At 30.2% G+C, this 13,776-nt stretch carries 13 protein-coding genes; 3 read left to right on the forward strand and 10 right to left on the reverse strand.

Features of this window, described 5'->3' with window-relative positions; translation table 11 throughout:
* The first annotated feature begins 45 nt into the window (after positions 1 to 45).
* Positions 46 to 741 (forward strand): peptidylprolyl isomerase, encoded by a 696-nt coding sequence (locus tag ACWJKS_RS03100; protein WP_462960411.1) that lies wholly within the window; start codon positions 46 to 48, stop codon positions 739 to 741.
* 74 nt (positions 742 to 815) lie between these two features.
* Here the strand turns inward: ACWJKS_RS03100 and ACWJKS_RS03105 are convergent, their stop codons facing one another.
* Entirely contained in the window at positions 816 to 1,262 is a 447-nt protein-coding gene (locus ACWJKS_RS03105; protein WP_462960412.1) for a hypothetical protein, read from the reverse strand.
* Between the two features lie 65 nt (positions 1,263 to 1,327).
* The gene (locus ACWJKS_RS03110; protein WP_462960413.1) at positions 1,328 to 1,768 is read right to left on the reverse strand and encodes a cell wall hydrolase; all 441 of its coding nucleotides are present in this window, start codon (positions 1,766 to 1,768) and stop codon (positions 1,328 to 1,330) included.
* Positions 1,769 to 2,254: 486 nt separating this feature from the next.
* Here ACWJKS_RS03110 and ACWJKS_RS03115 point away from each other — a divergent pair, with 486 nt between their 5' ends.
* Positions 2,255 to 3,463, forward strand: a complete 1,209-nt coding sequence (locus tag ACWJKS_RS03115) for a serine/threonine-protein kinase (RefSeq protein WP_165413025.1) — start codon at positions 2,255 to 2,257, stop codon at positions 3,461 to 3,463.
* Between the two features lie 194 nt (positions 3,464 to 3,657).
* On the forward strand, positions 3,658 to 4,896 hold the full coding sequence (locus ACWJKS_RS03120) for a C40 family peptidase (RefSeq protein ID WP_462960414.1): 1,239 nt from the start codon (positions 3,658 to 3,660) through the stop codon (positions 4,894 to 4,896).
* A gap of 101 nt (positions 4,897 to 4,997) precedes the next feature.
* Here ACWJKS_RS03120 and ACWJKS_RS03125 read toward each other — a convergent pair whose 3' ends face one another.
* The 8 genes from ACWJKS_RS03125 to ACWJKS_RS03160 all read right to left on the reverse strand — a co-directional run bounded on the left by ACWJKS_RS03125 (position 4,998) and on the right by ACWJKS_RS03160 (position 13,774).
* On the reverse strand, positions 4,998 to 6,092 hold the full coding sequence (locus ACWJKS_RS03125) for a DUF3810 domain-containing protein (protein ID WP_462960415.1): 1,095 nt from the start codon (positions 6,090 to 6,092) through the stop codon (positions 4,998 to 5,000).
* A 90-nt stretch (positions 6,093 to 6,182) separates the two neighbouring features.
* Complete coding sequence (mscL, locus tag ACWJKS_RS03130) at positions 6,183 to 6,578, reverse strand: large-conductance mechanosensitive channel protein MscL (RefSeq protein WP_462960416.1); 396 nt, start codon at positions 6,576 to 6,578, stop codon at positions 6,183 to 6,185.
* 144 nt (positions 6,579 to 6,722) lie between these two features.
* Entirely contained in the window at positions 6,723 to 7,823 is a 1,101-nt protein-coding gene (locus ACWJKS_RS03135) for a GerAB/ArcD/ProY family transporter (protein WP_462960417.1), read from the reverse strand.
* A 46-nt stretch (positions 7,824 to 7,869) separates the two neighbouring features.
* Positions 7,870 to 8,085, reverse strand: coding sequence for a hypothetical protein (locus ACWJKS_RS03140; RefSeq protein WP_462960418.1), 216 nt, complete (start codon positions 8,083 to 8,085; stop codon positions 7,870 to 7,872).
* A gap of 18 nt (positions 8,086 to 8,103) precedes the next feature.
* The gene (locus tag ACWJKS_RS03145; RefSeq protein ID WP_462960419.1) at positions 8,104 to 9,258 is read right to left on the reverse strand and encodes a Ger(x)C family spore germination protein; all 1,155 of its coding nucleotides are present in this window, start codon (positions 9,256 to 9,258) and stop codon (positions 8,104 to 8,106) included.
* Complete coding sequence (locus ACWJKS_RS03150) at positions 9,255 to 10,754, reverse strand: spore germination protein (RefSeq protein ID WP_462960420.1); 1,500 nt, start codon at positions 10,752 to 10,754, stop codon at positions 9,255 to 9,257. Before ACWJKS_RS03150 ends, ACWJKS_RS03145 begins: the two co-directional genes overlap by 4 nt.
* 202 nt (positions 10,755 to 10,956) lie before the next feature.
* Positions 10,957 to 12,900, reverse strand: a complete 1,944-nt coding sequence (locus ACWJKS_RS03155) for a DUF6449 domain-containing protein (protein ID WP_462960421.1) — start codon at positions 12,898 to 12,900, stop codon at positions 10,957 to 10,959.
* Entirely contained in the window at positions 12,875 to 13,774 is a 900-nt protein-coding gene (locus tag ACWJKS_RS03160; RefSeq protein ID WP_462960422.1) for an ABC transporter ATP-binding protein, read from the reverse strand. Before ACWJKS_RS03160 ends, ACWJKS_RS03155 begins: the two co-directional genes overlap by 26 nt.
* Positions 13,775 to 13,776: the final 2 nt, after the last annotated feature.

Here is a 13,776-nt window from a genome sequence, read left to right on the forward strand (position 1 = left end):
CGGAAGATAGTTAATGCTAGGCAAGTTATGAAGGAGCGTTTAAAAATGAAAAGGATGAAGTTTTTAAAAAAAACAATGATATTGGGTACAGTGATTTTTGTGTTTTTGGCAGCTGGATGCGCTAATACGGAAAAAGATAATGTCGATAGTAAACCTAAAGCAACAAAAGAGGTAGAACCTACTCCAGTAGTTAAAAAACAAACAGAAAAAGGAGCTAATGACAAAAATCCAATGGTTACTATAGTAATGGAAGATGGCTCGACTATTAAGGTAGAATTATATCCAGAAATTGCACCGAATACAGTTAGAAATTTTGTTTCTTTAGTCCAGAGTGGTTATTATAATGGATTAATTTTTCATAGGGTAATACCAGGTTTTATGATACAAGGAGGAGACCCAGAAGGAACGGGCACGGGTGGCCCCGGGTATACAATAAGCGGCGAGTTTAGTAATAATAGTTTCGACAACCCTTTAAAACATGAAAGAGGAGTAGTATCTATGGCTAGAAGTGCTGATAAAGACTCAGCTGGTTCACAGTTTTTTATAATGATTAAGGAAAGTAGCAACTTAGATGGTGATTATGCTGCTTTTGGTAAGGTTACAGAAGGTATGGAAACAGTGGATAAAATAGTAGCTGTTGAGACTGGGAGTAATGATAAACCTAAAAAAGATCAAAAGATGAAAAAAGTTACTGTGGACACGTTTGGAGTAAAGTATGGTGAAGTTGAGAAGGTAAAATAAAATTATAAGAAATGCCCCTAGTGAGTTAAGTTCACTAGGGGCATCTTTTATATGTTTCGTGATTTTAAATTACATTAATACGAAGATTTTGTCGGTTTTTCATAATTATCTGTACATTTAGATTGGTTTTTAAAAATTCTTACAAATCTAATAGAGAATATATCACACATTACCAGATCATTTGAACCACTTTCTTGAATGACAATAAAACTAATACCAACTTCTTTTAATATGCCTTCGCGATCAACCCACATACCAGTTCCAATTAAAAATTCTACTTTTATATATTTACCTATTTGGGTAGATAACCAACCTTGATTATAAAGTGGATTATCTACTATGGGTGAGACAGGTGGCATTTCACGGTGCTGGTTACTATCAGGGGTTGGCATCGCAGGTCTTTCTCTTGTATTATCATCTGTACCAAATTTTGGAATAGGTGCCATTGGGGGTTCAGAAAACATAGGAACACTGTCCCACATTGGAATTTGATTAAAATTGTTAGGTGGTGCTATAAACATAAAATATCCTCCTTAAAAATTATATTAAATTATTATCTAAAGGTATTGTTAGTAATGCTTTTTAATTAAGTAGTAAAATACTTCGCTGTGGGATTGTAAAAGCAATGTAGACCTACACTGACTTGATAGATACCACTACCATTGAAAGGGAATTCATCTGGACATGGTGCATAGGGATTAAAATACCATAAGGACTCACCTGTTGTATATAATCTATTGCCAGCTAAAGCCCAATCAGCGATATCATAATGTATCTGCTCTGGTCGACTTGCCCAAATGGTCTGTGGGTTAGTCACGCCACGAATTATAGATCTTGCACAATCAAATTGTCCTTCCTGAAATATGATATTCCTTAAATCACCTTGACCTATCCTAAGATATTCACCATCTGCTACGTGCACTCTGTTCATAACTACAGAGGCAACGGCTTTCATCCCATTTTCGCCTTCTCCACCAGCTTCACACTGTAGTATTCTAGCCAATAACTCCCTAGCACTGAAAGCCATAAATAGTCATCTCCTTAATTTTCTCTACAGTGTTATTATATTCAGGGTGTTAATAATGGTACTTAAAAAACAAAGTAATTTTTTACTTACAAGGAAATTGTAAGATTTATTGGGTATTTAATAAATTGTGAGAGATAGCTATATAACATTAAAGAAACTTTAATAAAAATCCTATTGTCATATTCTTAGTAACATTTAACATGAATATATGGTAAATCAATGGGAAGTTTGATATAATTAGCTTGTATTTGTGTTCTCTTTTGTTAAGCTATTATTATTTGTGGTAAAACAATAATAGCAAATGCATTTTATATTTTGTATATACTTTCGCGTAAAGGATATTAGATACCCAATATACCTATATTTATATATATATTATTATTGGATAAGGTATGACTATAAAAAGAAAATATCACTTAAAATTTTATATTTATACATATGTTATTAGATGAATAAGTTATGAAACATTTATACAAGAGGTGAATTATGCTAAATAGTGGAGATATATTAGACAAAAAATATGTAGTAATTAAAATTTTAGGCAAGGGTGGAATGGGCACCGTTTATTTATGCGAAAATATAATTCATGGTAATTTTTGGGCTATAAAAGAAGTAATAAAAAATACAAAAAATATAGATATTTTAACAGAGGCTAACATTTTAAAAAATCTAAGCCATCCAGGTATTCGGAGAATAGTTGATATATTTTATGAAAATAACAATCTATATATGGTTCAAGATTACGTAGAGGGTCAAACACTAAAGGAGTATGTTAAGGTAAATGGTAGAATACAGACAGAAAAAACTTGCCGGATTACATCTGATTTATGTGATATTATAGGATATTTACATAATCAAAATCCAGCTATTATATATAGAGATATAAAACCATCGAACATAATTATAACAATAAGTGAAAAAGTTGTTTTGATTGATTTTGGTATTTCGAAAATTTATAAGGGTGACAAGTCACAAGACACAGTGTGTGCATGTTCTAATGGATATGCGGCTCCAGAGCAATACGGCTTAGGGAAATGTTGTACGCAAACAGATATATATGGCATCGGAATGTTAGTATACTTTATGGTGAAAGGGAAGACCCCTTTCACAGGTATAGAGCCTCTTTTGGACGAAAATTATGGGCCCGATATTAATGGAAAATTAAAAATAATAATACAGAAGTGCGTTAAGATTGATATTAAGGATAGATATATTTCGGTTAAAGCTCTAAAAAAAGAAATTTTAGAAGTATTAAAAAAAGATAAATATGAAAAAATAGCGGGTTTGAGTGACTATAATATTAGCACAAATGTGGGGACTAAAAAAACTAAAACAAAAATCACAAATAAAGGTAAGCTAACAATAATTAAAAATGGGTTTTTCTGTTGTCTAGTTGTAACTCTAGCAAGCATTTATATTTTTCATGGGAATAAAAAAGAAAGTACAGTTATGAACACTGTAGATAGGACCGAAATAGTGAGCCCCGTAGTAGGTTCATCAAGTATAGAGAAAGATGCTATTAAGGAGGCTATAAAGAAGTCTGTTAAGACACCTATTATAAGTCCTGTAAAGGTAGCAACTAGTTATATTACACAAGATAGCTCAATAAAAGAAAAAACGCCGCAATTATCTAAAGCAAAGGATAAAGAAAAACGAAAAAACAAACAAACGAGCATAGTAAAAAAGATTAAATAAATGAGATGTTTAGAAATGGATGTAGATGTATTGAGCTGGACAGGTAATAATAATTTAAATTAATTTGGACTGTTAATAAGGGTTAATTTATATTAATCGTTCCAATTGCCTAATATAGTGCTATAATATGGTTAGGAAATAATAATATGAGAATTAATGATGATTTTACAACATAAGATATAGGGGGAGTAACAATGAGAAGAAGAATATTACCTTTACTTATAGCTATTGGATTAGTTATGTCAGTAAGTAAGCCGATGTTCGCAGTGTCACTAACGCAGCAGTTAGATAATCAAAAGAGGCAGCTGCTAGAACAACAGGGTTCATATAGTTTGTCACAAAAGAATTCTGACCAATTAGAGATATCTATTGAAATGTTAGATTTAGATATTGGGAACATGAACGCGGGAATTGATAAAGCAAAAAATGAGATATATAGTACTGAGAAAAAAATAGAGAAGACTACAAAAGATATAGTAGTTGCTGAGAACAATATAAAGGGCGAGGAATCTGTATTTAATGAAAGAATGAGAGCAATGTATATGAACGGAGCAGATAGTTATTTAGAGATACTACTTGATTCTGAAGGAGTCGAAGACCTTATCTCAAGAGTTGAAAATGTTAAAAAAATTGTAGAATATGATAACAAAATTATTAAAGAATTAAATGAGAAAAAGAAAATTATTGAGGATAGAAAAAAAGCTCTTAATGATAACAAAGAAAAAGTTCTAGCGTTAAAAGCTAATAATGAGCTTAAATTGGACGAGCTTAGTGCAAAGAAAAAAGAACAAGGACTACTAGTAGCAGAAGCAAATAAACAGGAAGAATTGAATAAAAATAAAATGATAAAAATACAGGCTTCAGTAGACAGTACTACGAATCAAATAAAAGATGAAGCAGATCAAAAACGTAAATATGATATGGCAATAGCTACTAAAAAAACTCAAGAAAATACCCCATCAAGAGGGCAGGTAAGTACCGCAGTGAAAAATGAAACAAATGATGAAAAAGAAATAGTAGAAGAGGTAAGCAAACCAAAACCAACTTTACCAAAACCAACCTTACCAAAACCAACTTTACCAATTGGTTCAAATGAAGTAATAGAATATGCTAAAACTTTCCTGGGAACACCATATGTGTGGGGAGCAACGGGTCCAAATTCATTTGATTGTTCAGGTTTTACACAATATGTATATGCACATTTTGGAGTTACTACAGGTAGAGATACTTATGCTCAGATAACTCACGGATCATATGTGTCTAGAGAGAATTTACAACCAGGAGATTTGGTATTCTTTGGATCAGGAAGTCCTCACCATGTTGGTATTTATGTAGGAAATAATTCATACATACATGCACCAAGCACAGGGGATGTAGTTAAAATATCACAATTAACGAGAAGTGATTATATGTCTGCAAGAAGAGTTAGATAGTAACATGTAAAATAACATAAAATGATTCACAGAAATAATATAATAGGTTTGATTGATGATTTTAAAGCACCGTGGTTAATTTTAACCACGGTGTTTTAAAATCATTTTTCTCTGTAATCAGCAAGAAGTAAGTCGACCATTGCACCATAGCTTTTTGTTCCCGATTGTTGATTTTGAGATTTAAGATAAGTGTCGTTAATTTTATCTCCTATTTTTTCTATAGGACCGGAGTACATTTCCCAAAAAGATTGGTTGTACTTCAAGTCATTAATTACACCTGTGCTACAAGTTAAAATCAATTCTTTATATTTTTGTGAATCACTTTTTTGTAATGCATTTAATGAATAAGATAATGCTGCAAGTGTTCCAGAGTATTGAAAATCTATATACGGATGATTTATACAAGCTATATATGCAATATAGTTTGCTTCATCTTCTTTAGCAAAGCCTCTTTGATGGGCCATTTCGTGAACAGTGGTAAATGGAAGGAATGAATCAGGTTCTGCCATATTAATATTTGCTTCGTTAGTAAAAGGAAAATAAAAACCTGTAATTCCTGTATAGCACATTGGACTTGAAAGTAATATACCCTTAGGTATTCCATAGTTACCTTTTAATGCAGCATATTGAAGTGAAACTTTATCATATCCTAATTGAGCAGTTTTTAGGATATACTTTTTATTATAAGAAAGTTCCATTACACCATATTGGTTTTCGTTTGTTTTTTTTCTTAGAGAACTTGAACTATTTATAAGATGCATGCAAAGTGAAGCAAGTTCATTTGAAGATGACGAGCGGACATTTAACTGAAATATTTTATTGAGTGTAAGTCTTTGATAATTAAATCCCCATAAAAACTGGAATGAAAAATATATTAATCCGGATGCAGCAAGTATATTTAAAACAAAGTGTTTTAAAATACCTAATCTTTTATTTTCATATTTGTATAAGTCAAAAGTTGTTTTTAAAATATACAATAACGCGAAAGTTACAAAGAAAATAATTGTAAGTTCTGCAAGAGAAAATGGTAATAATAGGGTAATTGCACTTAAAATATTAGCAATTATTTTATAAAAAAATGATGAATAGTATTTTTCTATAAGAGTTGGAAACATTCTAGATATTTGAGTTAGGAGAATACCTAAGGGGAAAAGCAAGATTAAAAATGATTTCTTCTTACAGGGAAAAAACTTCAAACTAAGCACCTTCTTTATATAAATTGAATGTAAATATAATTAATTATACAAAAATCTCCAAGTGAAATGTTTACTTGGAGATTTTTTATATTATTTTTTTTGTCGTAATAAGTCTCTAATTTCACTTAATAGCACTTCTTCATTTGAAATCTTGGGAGCGATAATTTTTTCGATTTCTTTCTTTTTAACAGATTGTATAGCTTTTATAAATATAAAAAGTGAAAAAGAAATTATTAAAAAGTCTATGATGGATTGAATAAATAAACCATATTTAATTGACAACGCTACTCCACCGGCTATGGATGAAGGTATATCATATTGTAAACTACTGAAATTAATTCCACCCATTAATATGCCAAGGAAGGGCATTATAATTTCATTCACTAAAGAGGTAACTATTTTAGAAAATGCCGCACCTATAACAACAGCTATTGCTAAATCTAATACACTCCCTTTAAGAGCAAATTTCTTAAATTCTTTCAACATATGTGGAACACTTCCTTTCAAAGAATATATTAAGTTTAAAAGTATTTATATTATATCATATATTATTTATATTAAAAAAAAAAATTGAAAAATATGATTGTTAAAGTCATTTGCATGTGACTTAGCTGAAGAAATACTAAATAATTATTTAGTTACGCTTGTTGTTTTTGCTCTTCTACTCCTAATCTCCACCACAATAAAAATAACTAAAGGTATTATAACTTCAAAAACAAAGGAATAATATGGCCATATATTCAAAGTCCAGGATAACATTTCCATGGTACTCTCGTAAACAAAAAAAGAGAAGTTAAACATTAGAAGAGCTATAGGTGTTGCAATAAATTTGTAATCATCAAACCCAAAAACCTTGGAAATTCCATTGCAAACTGCAAAGAGACATATAATTACTTTAACAAAGACACATACTAAGAATTCAATAGCTACTGTCATTTCAAGTCTTTCAAGTAAATTACCTAGGCGAATAAGGCTTATTACCATGGGAGAAGGGAAATATAATCTTGATAAGGTTTCATTACCTAATACTAAAATATTTCTTAATGTTGCTAAAAATATAAGCCCTCCACCCACTAGTAAGCCTACCATAAATGTTTTTTTATAATTTTTAACTTTAGATATATTAGAAAATACCATTGTAAAAATTACGGTTTCACCAAATGGATAAGTAAAACTTGAGAAAGCACCTCTTAAAAGTGGAGCGGAACCGCTACTTAGTATTGGCTTTAATTTGCTTATATTCATTTGTGAAATTGAAAATATAGAGACAGTAAAAAATATTAGAATTACAACCCAAATGAAGAACTCAGACCATCTTCCTAAGACTTCAATACCTTCTTTTAAACTCCATATAAGAAGTATAGTAAAAAAAATCATAGGTACTACCACTGGTGTATCAGGTAACGCTGAGATATCAGTAAATTCTGATAAACTTCTAAGAACTAAGGATCCATCATGAAAGGCAAACCATATCATTAGTATACTTATTGTTTTTCCTATAAACTTCCCCATAACGATTTGAAGTATATCAAATAAATCTTTCCCAGGATATAAAGATAAAATTTTAGAAAACATAAGTAACAATATAATAGACCATAAAATAGCAATAATTATTGCTATCCACGCATCTTGTTTTGCAGCGCCTCCAGATCCGTTTAAAAAAGTAGTTCCAATTATAAAAAGTATTATAAGTATTGTAGCTTGTCTTTCAGAAATAACTTCATTTTTCATTTATGCCTCCCATACTATTTACTGTAATGATAAACAGTAAATAAAACTAATTTGTTTTACCAAATATTGAAACTACAATATCTTTTATTTGATTCGATGGACTTGGTAACTGTACTCCTAAGGTTAGAAGAGTGCTAATTATCATTGAAAATATAATAAGAGAAAAATAAAGTGCTATTTTACCAATATTTTTTTCTTTTAATAATATGACAGTTTCAAAAAATATTACTATGATATAAAAAATTATTACAAGTAAGAACATTTATAAATTCTCCTTTGATTATTTTCCTATTGGAATAGGTTTTGTTGTTGTCCCACTACCCTTTATTTTCAGGTGCACGTTAACTTCAGTCTTTAGACTTATCAAAATATCTTCTCCATTATTTTTGTAAGTCTCACTTACTTTTGGTTTTTCTTTTTTGAAAATCTCTCCAAAACCTAAAACGTCGCTATGGTAATTTTTCTGTAATTTACTAATTATAGATTGTATATTACCTTCTATTTTTTTTTCTGCTTCACTCTTAAGTATTTTTAAATTTCCCTCTTGAATAAAATCTTTAGTTCCTCCAACCTCAGATATAGTTACAACTGGGTATATATCAATTATAAGCGATGATACTCCATTGTTATAAATGGGGGTTAATTTAGTTTTATTTTCATGTATTTCTAAGGTGATGCTGGTGCCAGAACCTGAAACATCTCTCAAAGTAATTAACCCTTGTTCTATTTTGTTCTGAATCATAAGCATGTATAGGGTTTCGTCCCCATCTATATATCCTACAAGCTTATCTGACTTAAAAATAGCAGAGCCATTTAAAATAGGGACTATAGTTCCAGCATTAAGATCACTTTTAACTGTAGCTATTGCTTCAGACTTACCTTCTGAAGACATTGCATCGACAAATGACCATAACATTGAATTGGGAAATTTAGAGAGTGTTTCCCATGAAGTCATGGCATCATTAAGATGAAACGAAGTTACGTTATTAAGATTAACCTTAGGTTTTAAAATTTCTGCAGCACTATCACCCTTTGCTATTAGAATCCACATATCTGATCTAAGCCTGGAGTCTCTATAGGCCCAATCAATTACCGGAATTACCCCTTCATTTGCGACTGGCTCACTTATTATTAGCACCTTTTCATCACTCCAAAAAAGTTTTAAACCAGTTTTTTCTATCATATTTCTCACCGCATTAAATATACTGTCACCTTCGGAACTATAAAGCTCAGAACCAATGGTTGAGGAACCACCTTGACGTTGCGTAGTTATAACTTCTGTTGTAACAATATATTTATTTGTTGATATATCCTTATCTATAGCAACGCCAGCTACTATTGCTAATGTGTCTATTTCGCTATAGTCCCAGCACCCGCATAATATAATAGGACATATAGCTATAATAAAAATTATTATTACAATTTTTTTTTTCATTTGGAGTCTCTCTTTCTTAATTTTTTTTGACGCTTTTTATTTTTTGTAAACAGCTTCGGTCTTAAATACATATCCCACCAGGGAGCTCTAATTACCGTATCCTTTATATCCTGAATAGAAAAAGAAGGGATGTTAGTCATATAAGGTATACCAAAGGAACGAATAGACATCATATGAAGAACTAAACCCATTACGCCAAAAATATAACCATATAAACCTAGGAAGGAAGATAATAATAAAAAAATTATTCGTATCTCTACTATTCCTACCACTTGAGGTAGCATAATGCTTGAAATTCCAGTTAGTGCAGTAACTATTACTATAGGGGCACTGACTAGTCTTGCGTTAACAGCAGCATCACCAAGAACTAAGGCACCTACTATACTAATTGCTCCGCCAATATGTTTAGGCATTCTAAGACCTGCTTCTTTAAGTATCTCAAATACAATCATCATGCCCATGGCTTCTACAATTGAAGGAAAAGGTAATCCTTGTCTCGCAGAATATATACTTAGAAGGAGTGGAGTTGGAATAAGTTCTTGATGGAAGGTAACAAGTGCTACATATATAGCTGAAGTACTAGTGCTAATAAAAAAACATAACCATCGAAGAAATCTGACAAAGGAGGAATATAAAAAATTGTTATAATAGTCTTCATTGCTCTGAAAAACCTCAACAAAGATAGTTGGAAGAGTTAGAACAACGGGAGTTCCATCGCAGAGAACTGCAAACCTTCCTTCTAGAAGTTTACCTGCAACCACATCAGGTCTTTCTGTATTAAAAATAGTCCTAAAGGGAGAATAAGGGGCATCTTTAATTAATTCCTCTATGTAACCAGAATCTAAAATACCATCAATATCAATATTATTAAGCCGCGTCATTAGCTCTTTATGTATAGGTTCCATTGCTATACCTTTAATATAACATACACATATTTGAGTTTTAGTTTGTTCACCAATTCTCATGAATTCGAATTTTAAGTTAGAATTAATAAGTTTCCGCCTAATAAGTGTAATGTTTAAATTCATTGATTCGGTAAAGCCTTCCCGAGGACCCCTAACTATAGTTTCTGATTGAGGTTCTGAAATTGCCCTTTTTTCCCATCCTATAGTACCAATAGAAACTACTTCAGCCAAACCATCTATGAAAAGCATAGTTTTTCCGTATATAATTTCATTAATGATATTATCAACAATAGATGTTTTTTTGTTGTCTGCAGTTAAAAGTATTTTATGCATTAAAATATCCATGATGTTACTATCATTAATATCAGATATATCACCTAACAAAAGTGGCTTTATAATATCATCATTAATTGTTTTCAGATTTGCCATTCCATCAATATAAACAAGCGTACACTTAGTGCTAGTAGGTTTTCCAACTGATAGCTCTCTATATACGACTGTTGTGTCATTAATAAAAATATTTTTTATCATATTAATATTTTCATCTAACGAATTTACTAGTTTTATATTTGGAAAATCATTTGTATTCATAAATCAAACATCCTTTGTATTATAATAATTAACTACATATAGATATTTTAGCCAATTTGTAAATGATTTAATCACGCACATTTTGCTCAATATTTAAAATACTCTCTCCATATCTGCACTTCTTTGGTGAAAAGATAAAAAAAGGACGGTTAATAACTAATTACATTCAATTAGTTATTAACCGTTCCCATATTTTCTTGTTTTATTTGAAATATTCGCGAACGAAATCAGGTACATATGCGTCTTCAATATTTAAATAAGTAATATCATTACCATTTTTCATATATAGACCTAAAACATACTGCCCTTTATTATTTTGTGAGTAGTTTTTTAAGCAGGTTTCAAGCTTATTTTTATCAGTGATTTTAAGTGTTTTTACATTTTTGTTTTCTTCCAAAGGAGTAATTCCACCGTTAAGGTTACTAGGATTTCTTTTTTGTATAATAGCATAGTTTATATCTTCAGGCATTATTCTAGCCTTAGAATAGTATCCATTTTGTTTTAACCAGTTTTCAAATTCTTTATAGGACCTTTTACAAGATAAATTTATTCTTTTATTATTTGATAATAATATATCAATGTCTGCCCATGTATCCCTTGAATCTATGATGCTTTCATAAGTTTCATTTAAAACCTCTTTTTTCAAAATATCTGTTGCCTCTTTAATTTTTGTTGGATTTGTTATTGTTACCCCTTTATTAGTGAATCTTGAGTTAATTGAAATTTTATCAATGGATTTATAGTCAGTATTTAAAATACTGTTATGATTTTTTTTATATTCTTTTGATTCATATATAGGTTTTAGATATTTTCCATACTCTTGTTGCGAAATATTATATTGTCTTTTTATTTGTTTTCCATTTTTCAAATTATATAAAAGGGAGACTTGTTCATTTAAATTTGAAGAGTACCTTAAAGTTTTTTTATCCTTTATTAGCTTACTATGCAATTTCACAATGTTATTAAGATTTTGTATTTCATGATAAGTAGGTATTGGATTGTTCATTATATCATTTGAATAATAGAAGCCATTATCTATAACAATGCTGTCGATATTGTCTAGATTAGGGAGTCGTTTTTCATATCCAATAATATCAGAATTAATAACAATTGCCACTAGGGCAATAATACCTGCATATATGAAATACCCCTTTAGATTTCTAAAAATTCTTAGGGATTTAGTTATTATAATTTCTGCAATAATATATCCAATTAGAGAGCCTATAACATATCCGAGTATTACGAAGCGAATGCCGTAGCCTCCGCTTTTAAAATACGTTCCACCTACGAGCATAAAGCAAAAGGTTATGCCATATTTAAATACAGGCTGTAGATGTTTAAAAGCAACAACATTAGATGCACCTTCTAAATTTCTTTTATGGTATGCAAATCTAGCTACAAGGTAAAGAATAATACATAAAATTATATATATAAATATTTCCATTGAAGTCATTGGTGTATTAGTTAAAAACCTTGTAATTGGAGAAAAAAATTCTATGCTATTATTTATATGATAGTTACTGGCAATACCATAAATAAAGAAGTCAAGATTATAACTAATTAAGGCAGTTAATCCAAGAGGTAAATATAAAAATATATACGTAAGTATCCCCTGTGAAGTTGAAAGTCCTGTGAGCATACCAACCAAAACACTTGAAAGAAAAATAACTATATTAAATAAAATTGTTATTCCAGCCCAGGACATAACATTTTTAACCGTATAGTGAATATCTGTAGTGCTTAAATTTAATGCGCCTTTAAGTAATAATGCAGAAAGTGCAGCGACAATAACTGGTAATACAAGAAGCAGTATTCCTATAAAGATATGGTTATCATATAACTTTCCTCTTTTTATAGGAAGAGCGTGAATCATATCTACAGACTTTTTATTTTGTATATAACTAAATAATAGTATAGCAGTTAAAACAGGTATCACTGCAGTGGACATTAATAGTATGTTATTATTAAAAATATCTTTCATTGGTGAAGAATACTCTGGATGAGCAGTATTAGTAGCATTCATCATTAATATTTTAAAAGATACTTCGAATAATAAAAATATTGTGTAACATATGCCTATCCAGCCAAAGCGTTTTATATCGTCTAGTAGTATCCCTTTATTAAAGCATGATATTTTCAATTTCATAGTTAACGGCCCCCATTTCATATATAAATATTTCTTCCAAGGTAAGAGAAATAACATCCATAATTACAGGATTGAATTTATTAAAGTAATTAATAACATCAGATTTATTTCCTCTAACGATTAGAAGAAGTACACTTCCTCTTTCTTCTTTGTGGAGTATATTAACACCTTTAAAAAGTTCTTCTGGTACTTTATCCTTAAAGGCAATTTGTATTTTATGCACATCAGATTTTAATTCATCTAAATCTTTTTCTAATATGAGGTTCCCCTTATGAAGAATTCCTATGTGATCACATATATCTTCTAATTCTCTTAAATTGTGAGAAGAAATAATAATAGTCATTTCTTTGTCCGCCACATCTTGGATTATTAAGTTTTTAACCTTTTGTCTCATAACTGGATCTAAGCCGTCAAGTGGCTCATCTAAAATCATAACCTTAGGCATAGTTGATAGTGCAAGCCAAAAGGCAACTTGTCTTTGCATGCCTTTAGATAAACTATTTATCTTTTTATTTACATCTATATTAAATATTTTTATTAGCTTTTCATATCTTTCATTGTTCCAAGAGGGATAAATATTTTTATAATAGTTAGCCATATTAGTTATTGTATATTGGGAAAAGAAATAAAGAGAATCTGGTATAAATACAGTTTCTGATTTGATTAATACATTCTCAAATACATTTTCACCAGCTATTTGAACTTCACCCGTGTCTTGATGATAGATACCTGCTAAAAGCTTTAAAAGGGTTGTTTTACCGGCACCATTTGAACCGACAAGGCCATAAATAGAGCCTTTATTAACATTTAAGTTTACATTTTGTAATGCTTCTAAATCACCAAAGGATTTAGAAACATTTTTTACTGAAATCATAT

This window comes from Clostridium sp. CM038 (assembly GCF_055081105.1).